A 421-nucleotide genomic window follows, 5' to 3' on the forward strand; every position below is an offset into this window, starting at 1 on the left:
GGATTGATGAGAGGAGCTTACCAACGTCATGCAAGAGAGGCTGGACTGTTCTTTACCTTGTTCAAACAGCCTGCTAAAGGTAAGCCAATAAGCTACGACGAATATGTTGGTTTTAAACTTTACAGAGACCTAGACTATATTCCAGAATCCGAGATAACTACGGAAGACTTACTGAGAGATATGGACGAGGAAGACCGTAGAGCTTTTGCCAAACAAGAATTAGACAATGTATTTAATATGTTTGATTAGGAGGAACTATAATGGCAGATAAGGAAATGCGAATAAAGGTTTCCGTAGATAATAACCAATACGTCAAAGCCATGCAGTCTATGGGAAAGGTTCAAGATGGAGTTACTAGCAAGCTTTCTCAGTCTGCTAAAGTCTTATCTGGAACTACTGGTACTGTTGAGAAGTCTCAGAA

General features: G+C 39.9%; 1 protein-coding gene. It reads left to right on the plus strand.

Annotation, left to right across the window (positions count from 1 at the left end; translation table 11 throughout):
• Positions 1-249, plus strand: a 249-nt coding sequence (locus ACTQ1S_RS09405; RefSeq protein WP_441547576.1) for a hypothetical protein, incomplete at its 5' end; no start/stop codon positions are given.
• Between the last annotated feature and the right edge of the window lie 172 nt (positions 250-421).

It is taken from the genome of Collinsella sp. LCP21S3_D3, from assembly GCF_052118305.1.
Classification (GTDB): Bacteria; Actinomycetota; Coriobacteriia; order Coriobacteriales; family Coriobacteriaceae; genus Collinsella.